The organism is Burkholderia catarinensis (assembly GCF_001883705.2).
GTDB classification, from domain to species: Bacteria; Pseudomonadota; Gammaproteobacteria; order Burkholderiales; family Burkholderiaceae; genus Burkholderia; species Burkholderia catarinensis.
Window position 1 is genome coordinate 691,697 of sequence record NZ_MDEQ02000001.1, and the last position, 17,573, is coordinate 709,269.

A 17,573-nucleotide genomic window follows, 5' to 3' on the forward strand; every position below is an offset into this window, starting at 1 on the left:
TCCCCATGACCGAAGCGAACCAGACATCCGCCGCCGCACCCGAGGACACGCGCCTCGGGATCCTCGCACGGCGCCGCATCGAAGCGGAAATCATCAAGCCGATCTACGAGATCATGAAGCGCGAGTTCGGCGCCGAGCGCGCGCAGGCCGTGATCGCGGAAGCCGTGCGCGGCGCGGCCGTCGACGCGGGCCGCACGTTCGCCGCGCAGGAGCCCGGCGGCACGAGCGTGAAGTCGTTCATCGCGCTGCAGGTGCTGTGGGAAAAGGACGATGCGCTCGACGTCGAGGTGCGGCGCGCGGACGACGCGCACTACGACTACGACGTGCATCGCTGCCGCTACGCGGAGATGTACCACGCGATGGGGCTCGGCGAGATCGGGCACCTGCTGAGCTGCGCGCGCGACAGTCATTTCATCGAGGGCTATGCGCCGCGCATCGCACTCACGCGCACGAGCACGATCATGCAGGGCGGCAAGCGCTGCGATTTCCGCTACGCACTGCAGCCCGCGCGGGAGAACGGCGATGCGTGACGACAACGTGAGCGCGCCGCGCGTCGACAGCGATCGCCTGTGGGCCTCGCTCGAGCGGATGGCGCAGATCGGCGCGACGCCGAAGGGCGGCGTCTGCCGTCTCGCGCTGACCGATCTCGACCGCGAGTCGCGCGACCTGTTCGTGCAGTGGGCGCACGATGCCGGCTGCACGGTGCGCGTCGACAAAATGGGCAATGTGTTCGCGCGCCGCGCGGGCCGCAATCCGGACGCCGCGCCGGTGATGACGGGCTCGCATGCCGATTCTCAGCCGACCGGCGGCCGCTACGACGGCATCTACGGCGTGCTCGGCGGGCTCGAGGTCGTGCGCGCGCTGAACGACGCAGGCATCGAGACGGAGCGTCCGGTCGACGTCGTGATCTGGACCAACGAGGAGGGCTCGCGCTTTGCGCCGGCGATGGTCTCGGCCGGCGTGTTCTCGGGCGTTTATACGCTCGAATACGGGCTGTCGCGTACCGACGGCACGGGCAAGACGATCGGCGAGGAACTGGAGCGGATCGGCTATGCGGGTGCCGAGCCCGTCGGCGGTTATCAGGTGCACGCGGCGTACGAGCTGCATATCGAACAGGGCGCGATTCTCGAACGGGCCGGCAAGACGATCGGCGTCGTGACGGCCGGGCAGGGGCAGCGCTGGTACGAGGTGACGCTCACGGGTGTCGACGCGCACGCGGGTACGACGCCGATGGAGTTCCGTCGCGATGCGCTGGTCGGCGCCGCGCGGATGATCTCGTTCGTCGAAGTGCTCGGCCGCCGCTACGCACCGGATGCGCGCGCAACGGTCGGGATGATCGAGGCACGGCCGAATTCGCGCAACACGGTGCCGGGCGGCTGCTTCTTCACGGTCGAGTTCCGCCACCCCGACGATGCGGTGCTCGACGAACTGGACGCGGTGCTGCGCGCGGAACTCGCGCGCGTGGTCGACGAAACCGGCCTCGGTGCGCAGATCGAGCAGATCTTCACGTATGCGCCGGTGCCGTTCGCGCCGCGCTGCATCGACGCGGTGCGTGACGCGGCCCGGGCGCTCGGTCTGTCGCACATGAACATCGTGTCCGGCGCGGGACATGACGCGTGCTACGTCGCGCGCGTCGCACCGACCGGAATGATCTTCGTGCCGTGCGTCGACGGGCTGAGCCACAACGAGGCCGAAGCGATTACGCCCGAATGGGCGGCGGCGGGCGCCGACGTGCTGTTGCGCGCGGTGCTGCAGAGCGCGCAGGAAGCGGGCGCCTGACGCGCGCGTCCTACTTGCCGGCCTTGCGCCGCGCCATATACGCGAGATACGCGACGATCTGGTCGAGTTCCCGGTCGCTCAGCTGGTCGGGCGGAAACGCCGGCATGCTCCGGCCCGGCCAGTCGCGCACCGATGCCGGGTTGCGGATATAGCGGCGCAGCGCGGCGGGCTGGAAGTAGTCGACCGGATTCATCGGCGCATTCAGGTCGGGGCCGGCATGGCTGCTGCCCGCGCCGTCGACGCGGTGGCACGCGAGGCATTGCGTGACGAACAGGTGCTGGCCCGCGCGGGCCGGATCGCTTGCGGGCAGCGCGGCATCGACGGCGAGCGACGGCCAGCGCGCGAGCGGCGACGATTCGATCGTGACGCGCACGATCTGGTACGGCCACTGTTCGCCGCGCACCGACGACGCGTCCGGCCCGAGCCAGACGAGATAGAACGGCCCGGCGCTGACCTGCTTGCCGGGCAGCTTCGGCCACGGCCTGGCCGGATCCTCGATCGCGAGCCACGGGACGGCGCCCGCCGGCGCGCGGCGGCGCACGAGATCCAGCGGCAGTTGCGCGGCGAAGCCGTCGGCCGCGCGCGTTTCCAGCACCCCGTCGGCCGGCAGCGGCGTGTCGCCGAGCAGCGCGGCGAACGGCACGGCGCGGAACTTCATCGGCCGGCCGTACGCGATGTCGCGCGGCACGTGGATGTCCGTCGCATCGGGGCGCGCGAGCAGCGTCTGCCGCGTGAGGGCGCGGGCCGTGCCGTCGGTCTCGAGTTCCAGCGCGGACTGGGCCGACGCGCGTTGTCCGATCAGGCAAACCGTCAGCAGCACAAGCGAAAACCACCGGCGCTTCAGCATTCGTACTCCGGGAAAGGGCGTTCCGGCGGCGGCAGGGGACGCTAGCCGCGGCCGATGGAAGGAATCGGGCGACAGTCTATCCGGTACGCGCGGCGCTGGCGACTTCGGCGCGGGAAGGGAGGAATGTGCGGGCTGACCGCATTGACGACGCAACCGCTGGCCGGACGGCCGTCAATGACTCGAACACCGCGCTTCGTTCTTCGGCAACGGCGTGTCCCGTTCCGGTTCGAAATCGGCTTCGCGCGTGCCCAACGGCGTCAGCGACACGAAATGCATCGCCGTGCCGCGCGCCGGGAAACCGGCGATGCCCGTCGTGCCCCACGGAATCGGCGAACGCTGCACGCCGCTCACCGCAATGCCCGCCGGCGCGAGCGCGAGCGTCAGCAGCCGCCCGTCGCGGGTCGGCATAAACGCGTGCGTACCGGAGACCCCGATGCCGGATTCGCGCACCGACGCCGGCAGGCAGTCGAGCGTCGCCGTGCGGCGGCCGTCCGGGGCGATCAGCATCGCGACGCCGCGATCGTCCGCCGTCGTCGTGACGACGAGGAAGCGGTCGAGCGCCGGCACGTAGGCCGACGAGTACACGTAGTACTGGATGGCCTCGTTGAGCGCCCCCAGCTTGTCCAGCTTCTCCGTGACCGGATCGAACATCGCGTATTCGAGCGTCGCGTCGGTGCTGCCTTCGATGAATTTCTGCCAGACGAGCAGCGCGGTGCGCGGCGAACCCGCGATCACGGGCCACCATTCGCGGCGATGCGGCGCGACCTCGACGTGGTTCAGCACGCGCCCGGCCGCATCGTAGGTTTTCAGGTAGACGCCGCCGCCGGTGCCGAGGTTGTCGACGCCGCCGCCGTCGATCCAGTCGGCGGAATAGAACACGACGAAGCGTTCGCCGACCGTCGCGACATGCCCGGAGTGGCCGCCCGATTCGACGTCGTTCGGGTAGGGCTTGACCGGCTTCAGGTCGCGGCCGTAGACGCCGTAGCGCTGGCTGACTTCCTGCGTCGCGTTCCAGCCGTCCTCGAACGTGACGAAGATGTCGCCGTGCGCGTTCTGCGCGATCGACACGGGCTCCTGCGCCTCGGGGCGGCTGATGAACGGACGGACGTGCAGCAGGTGCGGCTTGCCGGGCAGCCATTCGCCGACATACACGTCATGCGGCCAGTTGCCGTTGCGCAGCGCGCCACGCGGCACGATGCCCGAGCTGCTGAAGAACACCCAGCGTTTGCCGTTTCCGGCGTCGGCTACGCCGATGCCGTGCATGAAGCGCCGCGAGTCGCCGGTCTCCTGCGGCGATGGGGCATCCCGCACGGTGACCGTATGCACGGCCGGCGCGTCGGCGAGGGCCGACGGCGGCGTCGCGCCGATGCCGCACGCGCCGACGAGCGCGGCCGCGACGCGCCATGCGGCCGCCTGCGCCGGGCGCGTTCGTCGCGTCATTCGACGGTCACCGATTTCGCGAGGTTGCGCGGCTTGTCGACGTCGGCGCCGCGCGCGCAGCCGACGTGATACGCGAGCAGTTGCAGCGGGATCACGTTGACGATCGGCGACAGCAGGTCGCCCGACTCGCGCACGCGGATCAGGTGCGTGTCGCGGTCGGCGTCGATCTCGAGCTGGCTGCCGGCCAGCACGTAGAGCCGCCCGCCGCGCGCGCGCACCTCGGCCATGTTGGATTTCAGCTTCTGGAACAGGCGGTCGTCCGGCGCGATCGTGACCACCGGCATCGCGCTCGTGACGAGCGCGAGCGGGCCATGCTTCAGCTCGCCGGCCGCGTAGCCTTCCGCATGGATGTACGACACCTCCTTGAGCTTCAACGCGCCTTCCAGCGCGATCGGGAAATGAATGCCGCGCCCGAGGAACAGCGCGTTCTCGGTGCGCGCGAACTTCGCGGCCCAGCCCATGATCTGCGTTTCGAGCGCGAGCGCGTGGTTGATGCGCCCGGACAGCGCGCGCAACTGTTTCAGGTGCATCGCGACTTGCGCCGCGTCGAGCCGGCCGCGCAGTTGCGCGAGCGTCAGCGTCAGCACGAACAGCGCGACGAGCTGCGTCGTGAACGCCTTGGTCGATGCGACGCCGAGCTCGACGCCGGCCCGCGTGAGGAACCGCAACGGCGCGTTGCGCGCGATCGTGCTGGTCGCCACGTTGCAGATCGCCATCGAGAGCGGCTGGCCCATGTCGCGCGCGCGCTCGATCGCGCCGATCGTGTCGGCCGTTTCGCCCGACTGCGAAATGCCGACGACGAGCGTGCGCGGATCGGCCACGGTGTCGCGGTAGCGGAATTCGCTGGCGATCTCGACCTGCGCGGGCACGCCCGCGATGCCCTCGAGCCAGTACTTCGCGGTCAGGCCCGCGTAGTAGCTGGTGCCGCAGCCGAGCAGCAGCACGTTCCTCACGCGCGAGAGCAGCGAGCGCGTGCTGCCGGTCGCGTCGAACAGCGCGGGCGAGATCGTGTCGATGCCGTCGAGCGTGCTGTCGATCGCCTTCGGCTGCTCGAAGATCTCCTTCTGCATGAAGTGCTGGTACGGGCCGAGCGCGGCATCGCCGTCGCGCGCCTTCACTTCGCACAGCGGGCGTTGCGCGTCGTGCCCGGCCGAATCGACCACGGCGATGCGATCCGGCGTGATCAGCGCGACGTCGCCGTCCTCCAGGTAGACGAAGCGGTCGGTCAGGTCGCCGAGCGCCGCGCAGTCCGATGCGAGGTAGTTCTGCTCGGCGCCGATGCCGATCACGAGCGGCGAGCCGGCGCGCGCGGCGACGAGGCGCTGCGGCTCGCGCGCGCTCAGGACCGCGATCGCGTACGCGCCGTGCAGCCGCTTGACCGCGTGCACGACCGCGTCGAACAGGTCGTCGCGATAGACGCTGTGGATCAGGTGCGCGATCACCTCGGTGTCGGTCTGGCCGCGAAACGTGTAGCCGCGCTCCCGCAGTTCGGCGCGCAGCGTGTCGTGGTTCTCGATGATCCCGTTGTGCACGACCGCGATCGTGTCGCCCGACATGATCGGATGCGCGTTCATTTCCGACGGCGCGCCGTGCGTCGCCCAGCGCGTATGCGCGATGCAGGTCTGCGCTTCGAGGCCGAGCGTCAGCACGCGCGCCTGCAGGTCCGTCACGCGGCGCAGCGTGCGCTCGCTGCGCAGGCGGCCGTCATCCTGCACGGCGATGCCGCACGAATCGTAGCCGCGATACTCGAGCCGGCTCAACGCATTGACCAGTTGTGGCACCTGATTGTTCAGGCCGCTTGCTCCGACGATTCCGCACATGATTCACCTCGTCCAAAGGAAGTTGCCGGCCGGCGATGCGCGACGGCGCGGTGCAAGGAGCGGCGCCGCGCCACGGATGCACGTCCCGTGTGCGGCGCCGCTCCGGTGACCTACTCGCGGGGTTGCGGCCCCGCGTGGGCTACCCATTCGATGCCGGAAATCGAGCCGTTCGCATCGTGCGACGCGACGAGAATCCGCGTCGTGCGCCGCGCGTCGCGCCGGCGGGTGCCGGCCAGCACGGTCGTGGGCATCGGGCGCACCTTCGCGCTGGCGGAGCGCCGCAGCATCTTCGACACGCGCAGCCGGTAGGCCAGCGGATGCACGACGCGCCCCGCGATCAGCCAGGTGATGGTCGTGCCCGCGATGATCGCGATGCTGGTCGCGTAGAACACGATCTGTTCGATCGGCATCTCGGCCTCGTTGAACGGCAGCAGGTAGCGGTACGTGTAGATGCAGATCGATGCCCACACGGCGCCGACCAGCGCGGGCCGGACGAAGCGGAACCACACGACCATCACGGGCCCGACGATGGGGCCGCGTTCGGCGATCATTTCGCGCGGCGTGCGCAGGGAAAGGTCAATAATCGGCGCGTTCTTCATGTTGAATGCCTCGGTCGGGGCTGACCCATACGGCTCGCTTGCCGCGGCCCCGCAGCACGACGGCAGGCAGGGCGACGACGGTGGTGACCATGGTGATCAGCCAGAAAGCGACGGGATACCAGATGGTGTCAAGGAAATACATCAGGAGTTTTTCGTCGTAGCGACGATCGATCATGCTGCCGATGATCAGTTGCAGGATGCAGGTCGCGACCAGCAGCATGCCGTGCCAGTGCGGCACGACCGATACGTGCCAGTTCTGCGGCAGCGGATACACGACGCCGACGAGCGCGAGCAGCAGGATGAACGACATCGAATACGCCCACGCGATGCCGATCAGGTACTCGACGAACAGCGGCCACATCATCATCTGCGTCGGCCGCGCGAGCGTGCCCGCGTATTTCATCAGCACCTGGATGCCGCCTTTCGACCAGCGCAGCCGCTGCCGGTAGAGCCCCTTCAGCGTCTCCGGCATCAGGATCCAGCTCAGCGCATGCGGCTCGTACACGACGCGCCAGTCGCGGCACTGCAGCTTCCAGCTGATGTCGATGTCCTCGGTCAGCATGTCCGAGCTCCAGTAGCCGACGTCGGCGAGCGCGGTCTTGCGGAACATCGTGATGACGCCCGACACCGTGAAGATGCGGCCGTACACCTGCTGCGTGCGCTTGATCAGCCCGACGATCGACGAGAATTCGCCGACCTGCATGCGGCCGAGCAGCGACGTGCGCGTGCGGATGCGCGGGTTGCCGGTCACGGCGCCGACGCCGGGGTCGGTCAGGAAGTGCTCGAGCATCCAGCCGATCGCGTCGTGCGCGAGCAGTGCATCGCCGTCGATGCACAGCAGGTATTCCGCGTTCGAGATGGCCGCCGCGGTCGTGAGCCCGACCGCCTTGCCTTCGTTGCGCGCGTGATGGATCACGATCAGACGCGGAATCTCGACGGCCAGCTCGTTGAGGATTTCGCCGGTGCGATCCTTGCTGCCGTCGTTGACCGCGATGATGTCGTAGTTCGGATACTGCATCGCGTCCAGGTGGCGGATCACGCTGCGCGCGTTCGCGGCTTCGTTGAAGCAGGGCACGACGATCGAGATCTTCGGGATGCCGCTCGCCGCGATCGTCCGTGTCGACAGCTCGCGGCCTTCCTCGAGCAGGAAGTAGTGCACGACGCCGCCGATCATCCACAGATACGACATGAAGAACGGGTAGTAGAAGACGAAATCCTGCACGCGCTGGATGATGCCGTGGGTCGTCATGGCGTCTTCTTCCCCTGCGATTGCTGCATCTGCATCAGCGCGTTGATCGACGTCGGGTCGAGGCGGGACTTCAGCGACATCACGTCGCGCATCGCCTCGAGCTCCGGCTGGCCGTTCAGGAAGTTGTCCGGGTAGTAGCCGAAATTCACCGCGCCCTTGCTGCGCAGCCGTCGCATCTGCGCGAGCAGCGTGCTGGCGGGCACGTCCTTGTGCGCGTGCCAGTCGTACGACTGCAGTTCGAACACGGTGCGCTGCAGCCCGCGCTGCTTCGCACGGACGGCCTGCACGAGCTGGTCCAGCCAGCCTTCGGGATCCTTCGCCTGTTCCATGTACGGCATGGCCATCAACGCGACGTAGTCGTAGGTGGCGAGGAAATCGTCGTAGTTCTGCGCGTACCACGCTTCCGATTCGGGCTTGAGCACCGGCAGCGCGAAGATGTTGCGCGCGGTCAGCACGTCGCCCGCATTCTGGTGAGCCAGCACGATCTGTTCGAGCTGGCGGGTCAGGTCGATCAGGTAGCGCGATTTCTGCCGCGTCCAGCGCTTCATCAGGTCGGGGTCCTCGCGAATCTTGCCGACGTCGGCCGGCAGGCCCCACTGCGAATAGATGCGCAGTGCATGCCGGCCCGCATCCTCGTAGTCGTCGAGCACGGCATCGTCGCTGAACAGGATGCCGCTGAACGACGCGTGCTTGCTGAGATCCTCGTAGATCTGCTGGATCATCAGCCGCGCACCCGGATCGAACGGGCTCAGCCGGAACAAGCGCGTGCCGTTCTCGCGGGCCGGCGCGCCGCCGTATGCGCTCACGGCCTCGAGCCCGCGCTGCTTGTCGGCCGGCGGCCGGAACGCGAGCACCGGCATCCACGCGTACACCTGCACGTTGGAGCGCGTGTTCAACTGCCACGCAGCGCGCGAGAACAGGTCGGCGCGCATCGGCAGGTGCCGGTTCGGAAAATACACCGCTTCGGCCACACCCGTGCCCTTCGGGTCCGCACAGGCCTGCAGGTACACCGATTTCGGCTGCATTCGGTAGATGCGCTCGATCAGCTTGCCGAGATTCGCTTCCTGACGCGCGGGATCCGGATCGTAGACCTGGTCGAGATCGACCTGCACGGTGCGCTCGGGTACGTCGACGTCGCCGCGGTTGGACGCCGGCTCGCGCATCGAGCGTTCGAACCCGCCGATGTCGACGTCGTACATCATCAGGATCCGCCGCAGCCGGTCCAGCGGCACGTCCGGCGTATTCGGGCCGGCGTCGAGGCTGAACTGGATATCCATGCCGAGCGACGTCGATATCTTGCGCACGGGCTGGTTTTCCGCGCCGTATGGCCACACCATCGAGCGTGCGACGATGCCGGTGCGTTCGCGAATCTGCCGCACGCAGGTTTGCAGGTCGTTGTGCACGCGCGTTTCGAACTCGGCATCGGTTTCATAGCGCTTCTCGGCTTGCAGGTAGAGATGCGACGTGGTTGCCGGCAATTCGTTGCCTTGCGGATTCGCGACCGCGCCATGATGGAGGTTGTGGGTGTGGCAGCCGAGCTCGACGAGGTGCGACTGGCCGACCTTCTGCACCTCGTCCCACGACATGAAGTAGTTGCGCGGCATCTGCACCTTGTCGCTGATGCGGATCGGCGCATCCGGCGGCGCATCGATCCACGCGGTGACGATGCCCATCACCGCCGGATACTTGAAGCGCTCGAGCAGCGGCAGCACTTTCGTGTAATGGCTGCGGTAGCCGTCGTCGAACGTGAGGAGCACCGCGCGCGGCGGCAGCGGCTTGCCGCCGTGCCGCGACTCCTCGATCTGCTTGACCGTGATGGTGTGGTAGTTGTTGGTCTGCAGCCACGAAAAGATCGCGGTCAGCGTGCCGGTATCGACCGCGAACGGGTCGACCATCGCCGATGCCGACGAGAACGACGCCATCAGGTTGTCGCGCACGTCGTGCAGGCAAATGACGCGGAACGTCTTGCCGTCGACCGGATCGGACGGCGGCAGCAGGTCGATCATCTTGGCGTTCGTCACGCCCGGAAACAGCGAACAGGCCGTAAACGAGCCGAGACATCCGCACATGAAGGTCCGTCTGGATTGCATTGCGCGATCTCCTTGCTAGAACGGCAGGTTGACCGACAGGAAGCCGGTTTCGGAGCGCTCGCGCTGGCCGTCGTACGCATGGCTGCTGACCTCGACGCCGTAGGTGAGCGTGATGTCGTGCTTGAACGTCCATGCGTGCTCGAGGCGTGCGCTCCACAGCGGGCTGGTGCCGAAGCCGCGCTCGTTGTACACGCCGCCGGACACCGACACGCGCTGCTGCAACGACATGTCGCCCTTCTTCCACATCGTCAACTGGTGCATGACGGTCGCCGCGGCCGCGTAGTCGCGGCCCGGGCTGAAGTAGGGCGCGTCGTGCCGCGTGTTGCTGTCGGTGCCGAGATTCAGCGACACGTTGACGAGCTGGTTCGCGGACGTGTACACGCGCTGCGTGCCGGTTGCGGAAATCTCCTGGTGGAAATTCGAATCGCTGTAGCGGCTCACGCCGTAGCTCAGCTTGACCTCGCGGCGATCGTTCTGCCGATATGCGAGCTCGACGTGCGCGGAGCGACCCCAGATGTGCGCGGCATACGCCTTCCACGGCAGAGAGTTGTCGTTGGAGTCGAGCCCGCCGGCCACTGTCCAGTAGTCGTTCAGCGCGTACGCGATCGACCCGCGGCCGCCCGTCCGTCCGTCCCCGCCGAGCGAGCGCGTGACTTCGCCGAGGACCGTGAGCGGCCCGTGCCGGTAGTCGCCGCCGATGCCCGTGCGGGTACGGCTGACGCTGCCGCTGTCGGTTTGCGCGTGGCCGAAGAACGTGTGCGAGAAGACCCGCCAGTTGTCGCCGAACGGTTGCGAATAGATGTAGCTGTCCGACGTGAAGCTGTTGTCGGCCAGCGCGCTGTTGCCGTGCTCGAAGCTCAGGTCGGTCGTGAATATGGGGCTGCGGTAGGCCTTGTAGTCGCGCTTGAAGCTGCGCACGGCGCCGCTGTCCGGGAACGTGTTGTCCAAGGTCTGGTCGACGCTCTTCGCGGTCGCGTAGTCGTCTGCCGTGAGCGACGCGCGGCCCAGGCCCGCAAGCATCTCGACGCTGTCCGGGTGGTCGGTCAGCGACGCGCGATACATGGCGATCGCCTGGCGTGGATGCGACTGCCCCGACACCGCGTCAGCGTGCGCGGCACGAACCTCCGCGTTGAACGGCACCTCCTTCTCGAGCTCCTCGAGCGCAGCGATCCCTTCGTCGGCGTGACCCGTGAAGATCAGGTATTGCGCGCGCAGCCGGTAGTAGCGCAGATAGTCGCTTTCTTCCGGGCCCCAGGTGCGGACATCCTTGGCCGGCGGCAGCGACTTGCCCATGTCGTCGAGCGCTTGCTTCGCGTCCGCCGCGCGTCCCTGGTCGACATACGACCAGAACAGCCCTTCGCGCAGTTCGATCGGACGCGTGCGTGCACCGTACTGGAAGCCGCGGGTCGCGCGGTCCGTCGGCGACGCGCTTGCCTGATTCAGCGCACGCTGGTACACGGCATTCGCCTTGGCCGGTTCGCTCAGGTACAGGTACGCGTCGCCGACGGCCGCCAGCGCGTCGATCGAGATCTCCGCGCTGGGCGGAATCGTCTCGAACGTCGTGACGGCCGTTTTCATGTCGCCGCGTGCCGCATAGGCGACCGTGCGGTCGCCCGCGAGCGCCGTTCTGACCGGCGTGTACTCGGGCGTGGCCGGCATCCGCTTGTCGAGGTCGTCCGCCGCGCGCAGCGCGGTGTCGAGTCCGTCGAAGCGGTCCGAACTCGTCATCGAGCGCGACTTGTCGCGTCCGCCGCGTACCTGCTGGCGAATCGACAGTTCTTCCAGTTGCGCGATGTCGACGGCGGAGAACGCATCGGGCCGCGCCTTCGCTTCGTCGAGCGCCTTGATCGCGCCGCCGCTCGCCGCGAGACCGAACACGTCGTTGCGCACGGTCTCGACGTCGGCGGTACCGAGATTCGGCGCGTGGGCATTCGGCGTTTCGACGTCCGGCCCTTGCGATCGCTGTGTCGATTCGCCGGGTAGCTGGGCGCCGGGCGTCTGGGAATTCGGCCCCTGGGACGACGCCGGTTGCGAGCCCGGCGTTTGAGTAACGGGCGCCGGCGAATTCGGCATCGGGGTGCCGGACGCCTGCGCGGTTTGCGTCGGCGCATTCGGCGCATTCGGCGGCGCGGTGGTCGCGGCCGGGGTGTCCGAGGCTGGCTCGATCGACGTCGACGTGCTTGATGGTGGCGTGTCCGAGGCCTGGGCGATCCGCATCGGAGCGTCCGAAGCCGGTGCGACCGGTGTCGACGTGTCCGGTGGAGACGTGCCTGCGGTTTGAGCTTGCGGTGCCGGATCCTCCGACGCCACCACGATCGTCGTCGGCAGGTTCGCCGGCTGAGCGCTCGGGGCCTGGGCAAGCTGCAGCGACGCATCCGCAGCCTGCGCGATCGGTGTCGGCGCATTGGGCGGCTGGGCGCCCGCATCCTCGGCGATCTGAATCGACGTGACCGTTGGCTGCATGGTGGGCGTCAGCGCATCCGGCGCGCCGTTGGTCCCGGCGATTTCGCTGATGCCGCCCGAATCCGCATCGCCTTCGGTGGAGAAGCAGGGTCCGGACGCGACGAGCAGCAACACGAGAGGCGCATGCAGGAGGATCCGCCGGTTGGACGGAGCGACGGTGGAGCATTGTTGTTTCCGATTGTTGGCCACGGTGTGTCCCCACGTTGTAACGATTACAGCGGTTGCATGCCTGACGGTGCATGCCGCCGGTCGTTGCGCGGCCGGGCGGCGAGGCCCGGCCATGCGAAAACCGGCTTACAGGCGATTACGGATCGCTTGCCCAAGCAGCGCGCGCGATTCGCTGTTCTTCGGGTCGATCGCGAGCGCCCGGCTCGCGTTTTGTTCCACACAGTTCCATGCGTCGATCTGCGCGCACGAGCGCGCCTTTGCCAGCGCCCGCGCGCCTTCCAGTTCCGCGTGCGTGACGCTTGTCGTCTCCATGCGGGGCGAGTCGGTGCCGTACGGCTGCGGTTTCGGCACGAAGTCCATGCGTTTTTTCGTGCCTGCCAGCGTTTCCGTACGCGGTGCGCGATGCGCGGCACCGTGCCGCGTGGCGCGACCGTAAGCCGATGCGGCATGCGTCCCGGCCGCCAGTGTCACGGGCGGTGCATGCGACGATTGCTCGTGTTTCGCGGCGGCGCGGGCTGCTGCCCGCGGCATGGCTTCCGGTCCGGCCGCGAGCGTGGCGGGCGGCACCGTCGACATCTCGGACGCCGTCGAAGCAGACGGCACCTGCACCGGCGGCGCGGGCGGCGTGGCCGGTGCGTCGGTCGACGCCGGCCCGGGCGCGCTGGATATTCCGGACGCACCGGTTGCGCGGGAGGTCGCGGCCACGATCGCCTTGCGGTACTTCCCGACGGCGGTTCCGATCACGCCGGCGATGTCGTGCGCCACGCTGGCATGGCCGACCGCCGTGTCCCGCTCGGCATACGCGAAGAGGCCGGAGATCGTCGCAAACGCGACAAAGCTGAGTGCCGCATTCTTTCCAGGACCCCAGGAGGGTTTCGGCTGGTCGGTGGGCGGGCCATCCGGTCGTTCTGCACGAGACATTCAATGCTCCTCGATTCGATACGCGGCGGTGAATGAAACAATCGGGGCGGGGGCAGGCGGCGTTCACCAGCGCAACTGCGTGGTGAGTGCGCCGGTTTCCACGATCGCGAACTGCGTGTTCCCCTGGTATGTCCCTTCAACCCGGTAGCTCGCATCCGGCACGCTGAACAGGCAGCGCGATCCCGTTGCGTTGAATTCGACCAGCACGCGGCCATGTCGCCTCAGGCGCACCTGAACGTTGGCGAGCGGTTGCCCGGTACTGGCGGAAGCAAACGACACGCCCAGGTTGTACGGACGCCCGTCGGGAGGCAGCGGCGCGGTGCCGTCGATTCGCGCATCGCCGCAGATATACGAGATCACGTAGCGGCCTGCGCCCGGGCCGGACGCGGGTGCCTGGGCCATCGCGTTCATGCAGAGCGCGGAGATGAAGACGCTCAGGAAAGGGCGAGCCTGCTGTCGAAACGACGAAGACATTTCAATCTCCTGTCCGGAATCAATGGCAAGCATTTATTCCGAGTCAAGTTTGCCAGCGTGCTTTTTGCGACATGCTATTGATACACGATGGTTTTTGAACCGACAATCGGATGTGGCCTGAATCTGACGGAGTGAAAGATCCTATTTAAATACGATAGCGACGTATTTGTCTGGCTTGTTTACCGCTGAAGAAAGTCGATATTGCCGAATATGAATATTGCTCGTCGGTAGCGGTGATCGGGCACGTATTGAATCACATCGGAGGTATCGAAATTCGTGCCGAAAAATAACGACTGATAAAAGAAATTATTGCATCTGTGTTCGAAGTGAATAGATGAAAATCCGGATGCGGGAGCGCGTTATTTGAAATGAGGGTGCGACGTCTTTGATATTTTAGACTGTTGCAGATAAATCGAAACTTTTAATTTGTTCTGTAACAACGTATTTCTATCGATAAAATCGGACTTAATGCTCGGACTTAATGCTCGGACTTAATGCGGCGCAGTAAAAATACGACTTTAAAAAGCAAACGTTTGCGTTTCAGGCGATGTCGATTACGGGCCCGGCATGATGATTTCACGGGGTAGGGCGGGAGGGTCGATTGCTTCCGGAAAGGAGCTCGCATTCGCGCGAATGCAGCGCGACGCAGAGGCAGGCGGATTCGGGATTACCCGATACCGTACCCGCGCTCGCGCCGTGCACGCATACGCGGACGACGCGAACGCGAAGATCAGCGGCTGCCGCCCGCGCTGCGCCGCGCGATGCGCATCGCCGGCGCGGCCGACGGCTCGATGCCGGCCGCGTCTTCGATCGCCTCGCGCGGCCGGTTCATGATGTAGGTCCACAGCTGCTCGGCCGCGAGCCCGCGCTTGCGTGCCGACCGGTACAGGCGGATCTCGAGTTCGGTGATCCAGTCCCCGGACCCTGCGCACACGAGCGTGCCTTCCGCGAGCTCCTTCGCGACGCAGCTCTCCGGCAGCCAGCCGATCCCGTGCCCGGCCATGACCATGCCCTTCAATGCCTCGGACATGTGCGTCTCGAAGCACCGGTGCAGCGCATACGGCTCGGCCGCGTTCAGCAGCAGCATCTCGACGATATTGCCGAGAAACGCGCCCGACGAATACGCGAGCAGCGGCAGCGGCGCGTCGGGCGTGCCCGGCAACTGGAACACGGGTTTGCCGCGCGCGTCGGGCGTCGACACCGGCAGGATCCGTTCGACGCCGAGGCTGACGAACGGGAAGTGGTTCGGGTCGAGCACGATCGGCAGCTGCGGATGGTGATAGCCGATCAGCAGGTCGCATTCGCCTTCGACGAGCTGCTGCACGCCTTCCGGCACGTTCACCGCGTTGACGCGCGCGGCCACGTGGCCGACCTCGCCGTTGAGCTGCTTGAGCCATTCGGGAAACAGCGTGAACACGAGCGTATGGGCGACCGCGAAACGCACGACCTGGTCGCTGGCCGCGAACTGGTCGTAGCCGTTCACGAGATTGCGCGCCGCATACATGCTGCGCAGGATGTCCGCGGCGAGCCCGCGGAACATCTGGCCGGCCGGTGTCAGCGTGATCGGGTTGATGCTCCGGTCGACCAGCTTCGCGTCCATCCAGGTTTCGAGCGCGGCGATTCGTCTGCTGAATGCCGACTGCGTCAGGTGCCGGTTACGCGCGGCCCGGGAAAAGCTCTTGGTATCCGCAAGGCTCAGGAAATCTTCCAGCCACTTTGCTTCCATTTCGATCTTCGCTTTTTATAGTCGGGCGCCTGGCGGGCGGCGGCGCACCAATTTTCAAGCGTACCCCGCCTCGTGCAGGTCCGCCCGATGTTTTTTTTCGATCGGTGTCAGTCGAAATATGCATGGGCATTGTCGACGGGATTACGGCTACATAGCGTTGAGGTGCCGGACCCGGTTAACCGGACAGTTCATCGCGTCGAACTGCCGGTACGGCCGCAGACGGTACTTCCCCAGGGCCCGGTACGCGCGGTGCGTGTGCCGGGCCCGCCTTTCCCTCCCGTCGTTCCGGTGGCCCGGTGCCGCAGGCGGCCCGTTTTTTGTGCAGTGCAGATTGCACATTCGTGACATGCGGGAGAACTATGTTCGTTGGACGCGGCGCAGCATCGGCCGTGCGCGATCGCGGCGCATCGAGGCCGCAAATGTGTCGCGCGCTGCACCGTGATGGTGCGGCCTGCCGCCCGGGCATGCCTGGCGCGGCTCAGAAAGGGGGGCACACAAGGCACGTTCCTTGCAAGACACTCATTACGCCGGTCCGGCATGCGCAATGCCGGGGAAAACGATCGATGGAGAAAAGATCGATGAAGCCATTCGATGAAATGCTGCAATCCGGCGACATGGTAAGGGCGCCCTACGCGCGCCTGAAGCAGTGGCTCGACACACAGAACCCCGCGAGCCTCGCCCAGAAGGCCCACGACGCGGAAGGCGTGTTCCGCAAGACGGGCATCACGTTCGCCGTCTACGGCGACGCGGAGGCCGCCGAGCGGCTGATTCCGTTCGATATCGTCCCGCGCATCATCTCGGGCGCGGAATGGAGCCGGCTGTCGCTCGGCATCGAGCAGCGCGTGATGGCGCTCAACGCGTTCCTCGACGACATCTACCACCGCCAGGAAATCGTCCGTGCCGGCATCGTGCCGAAGCACCTGATCGCGCACAACGAGGCGTTCGTCCCGGAGATGATCGACTTCCGGCCGCCCGGCAACGTCTATACGCACATCATCGGCGTCGACATCGTGCGCACCGCCGAGAACGCGTTCTACGTGCTCGAGGACAACGCGCGCACGCCGTCCGGCGTGTCGTACATGCTGGAAAACCGGGAGACGATGATGCAGCTCTTCCCGGAGCTGTTCCAGCAGGTGAAGGTGCGCCCGGTCGAGACCTACCCGCAGATGCTGCGCCAGTCGCTCGCGGCCGTGTGCCCGCCGGGCGGCAACGCCGACAACCCGACCATCGCCGTGCTCACGCCCGGCATCCACAATTCCGCGTACTACGAACATTCGTTCCTCGCCGACCAGATGGGCGTGCACCTCGTCGAGGGCAGCGACCTGCAGGTGATCGACGGCCGCGTCGCGATGCGCACGACCGAGGGCTTCCGGCCGATCGACGTGCTGTACCGCCGCGTCGACGACGCGTTCCTCGACCCGCTCACGTTCCGCCCCGATTCGGTGCTCGGTGTCGCGGGGATCATGGACGTCTACCGCGCGGGCAACATCACGATCGCGAACGCGCCCGGCACGGGCATCGCCGACGACAAGGCGATCTACTCCTACATGCCGGAGATCGTCGAGTTCTACACCGGCCGCAAGGCGTTGCTGGAGAACGTGCCGACCTGGCGCTGCGGCGAGGCCGACAGCCTGAAGTACGTGCTCGAGCATCTCGACGAACTGGTCGTGAAGGAAGTGCACGGCTCGGGCGGCTACGGGATGCTGGTCGGGCCGTGCGCGTCGAAGGCCGAGCTGGAGGCATTTTCCGCGAAGCTGCGCGCGCGCCCCGCGAACTACATCGCGCAACCGACGCTGGCGCTGTCCACGACGCCGATCCTGACCGAAGCCGGCCTCGCGCCGCGCCACGTCGACCTGCGGCCGTTCGTGCTGGTGTCGGACCGGATCCGCATCACGCCGGGCGGGCTCACGCGCGTCGCGCTGAAGGAAGGATCGCTCGTCGTCAACTCGAGCCAGGGCGGCGGCACCAAGGACACCTGGGTGCTGGCCGACTGAGCC

General features: G+C 66.9%; 13 protein-coding genes. 3 read left to right on the plus strand and 10 right to left on the minus strand.

The features are described 5' to 3' along the window. Positions 1 to 5 precede the first annotated feature (5 nt). Both BFF94_RS03075 and BFF94_RS03080 read left to right on the plus strand, forming a co-directional pair. Positions 6 to 530 (plus strand): L-2-amino-thiazoline-4-carboxylic acid hydrolase, encoded by a 525-nt coding sequence (locus BFF94_RS03075; RefSeq protein ID WP_128842106.1) that lies wholly within the window; start codon positions 6 to 8, stop codon positions 528 to 530. Further along, complete coding sequence (locus BFF94_RS03080; RefSeq protein WP_128842107.1) at positions 523 to 1,779, plus strand: Zn-dependent hydrolase; 1,257 nt, start codon at positions 523 to 525, stop codon at positions 1,777 to 1,779. Before BFF94_RS03075 ends, BFF94_RS03080 begins: the two co-directional genes overlap by 8 nt. A 10-nt stretch (positions 1,780 to 1,789) precedes the next feature. Here the strand turns inward: BFF94_RS03080 and BFF94_RS03085 are convergent, their stop codons facing one another. The 10 genes from BFF94_RS03085 to BFF94_RS03130 form a co-directional block, all read right to left on the minus strand. Next, positions 1,790 to 2,626, minus strand: a complete 837-nt coding sequence (locus tag BFF94_RS03085; protein WP_219138962.1) for a c-type cytochrome — start codon at positions 2,624 to 2,626, stop codon at positions 1,790 to 1,792. A gap of 171 nt (positions 2,627 to 2,797) precedes the next feature. Continuing rightward, positions 2,798 to 4,066 carry a hypothetical protein gene (locus BFF94_RS03090; protein ID WP_219138963.1) on the minus strand — a complete coding sequence of 423 codons (1,269 nt, stop codon included), beginning with the start codon at positions 4,064 to 4,066 and terminating at the stop codon, positions 2,798 to 2,800. Next, positions 4,063 to 5,886: a glutamine--fructose-6-phosphate transaminase (isomerizing) gene (glmS, locus tag BFF94_RS03095; RefSeq protein WP_219138964.1), complete on the minus strand. Its 1,824-nt coding sequence runs from the start codon at positions 5,884 to 5,886 to the stop codon at positions 4,063 to 4,065. The genes BFF94_RS03090 and glmS overlap by 4 nt, the downstream gene beginning before the upstream one ends. Positions 5,887 to 5,996: 110 nt before the next feature. After that, a complete protein-coding gene (locus BFF94_RS03100; RefSeq protein ID WP_128843119.1) occupies positions 5,997 to 6,485 on the minus strand; it encodes a Biofilm PGA synthesis auxiliary protein PgaD in 489 nt (162 codons plus the stop codon). Beyond that, complete coding sequence (gene pgaC / locus BFF94_RS03105; protein WP_128843120.1) at positions 6,463 to 7,734, minus strand: poly-beta-1,6-N-acetyl-D-glucosamine synthase; 1,272 nt, start codon at positions 7,732 to 7,734, stop codon at positions 6,463 to 6,465. Before pgaC ends, BFF94_RS03100 begins: the two co-directional genes overlap by 23 nt. Next, a complete protein-coding gene (gene pgaB, locus BFF94_RS03110) occupies positions 7,731 to 9,824 on the minus strand; it encodes a poly-beta-1,6-N-acetyl-D-glucosamine N-deacetylase PgaB (RefSeq protein ID WP_128843121.1) in 2,094 nt (697 codons plus the stop codon). The genes pgaC and pgaB overlap by 4 nt, the downstream gene beginning before the upstream one ends. 15 nt (positions 9,825 to 9,839) lie before the next feature. Next, on the minus strand, positions 9,840 to 12,476 hold the full coding sequence (gene pgaA, locus BFF94_RS03115; RefSeq protein WP_128843122.1) for a poly-beta-1,6 N-acetyl-D-glucosamine export porin PgaA: 2,637 nt from the start codon (positions 12,474 to 12,476) through the stop codon (positions 9,840 to 9,842). 105 nt (positions 12,477 to 12,581) lie between these two features. Beyond that, positions 12,582 to 13,376, minus strand: coding sequence for a hypothetical protein (locus BFF94_RS03120; protein WP_128843123.1), 795 nt, complete (start codon positions 13,374 to 13,376; stop codon positions 12,582 to 12,584). Between the two features lie 63 nt (positions 13,377 to 13,439). After that, a complete protein-coding gene (locus BFF94_RS03125) occupies positions 13,440 to 13,850 on the minus strand; it encodes a ubiquitin family protein (protein ID WP_128843124.1) in 411 nt (136 codons plus the stop codon). A 730-nt stretch (positions 13,851 to 14,580) separates the two neighbouring features. Next, a complete protein-coding gene (locus tag BFF94_RS03130; RefSeq protein WP_219138965.1) occupies positions 14,581 to 15,576 on the minus strand; it encodes a LysR substrate-binding domain-containing protein in 996 nt (331 codons plus the stop codon). Positions 15,577 to 16,154: 578 nt separating this feature from the next. Between BFF94_RS03130 and BFF94_RS03135 the strand changes: the two genes are divergently transcribed. Next, the gene (locus BFF94_RS03135; RefSeq protein ID WP_219138966.1) at positions 16,155 to 17,570 is read left to right on the plus strand and encodes a circularly permuted type 2 ATP-grasp protein; all 1,416 of its coding nucleotides are present in this window, start codon (positions 16,155 to 16,157) and stop codon (positions 17,568 to 17,570) included. Positions 17,571 to 17,573 lie beyond the last annotated feature (3 nt).